We start from the raw sequence: 221 nt of genomic DNA, 5'->3' as shown, positions 1-221 counted from the left end.
AGCATGAGCGAAAGCCTCAGTAACTCGGTAAGTATGAGCGAAAGCTTAAGCAACTCGGTATCAATGAGCGAAAGCCTCAGCAACTCAGTAAGCATGAGCGAAAGCCTCAGCAACTCGGTATCAATGAGCGAAAGTTTGAGTAACTCAGTAAGCATGAGTGAGAGTTTGAGTAACTCGGTATCGATGAGCGAAAGCTTGAGTAACTCAGTCTCAATGAGTGA

General features: G+C 45.2%; 1 pseudogene. It reads right to left on the bottom strand.

What is annotated here, in order from left to right:
* Positions 1-221, bottom strand: a pseudogene (locus LMB56_RS01460) (hypothetical protein); the annotation flags it as partial.

The organism is Limosilactobacillus reuteri, from assembly GCF_020785355.1.
Classification (GTDB): Bacteria; Bacillota; Bacilli; order Lactobacillales; family Lactobacillaceae; genus Limosilactobacillus; species Limosilactobacillus reuteri_I.
This window is presented reverse-complemented; position numbering and strand designations above follow the sequence as displayed.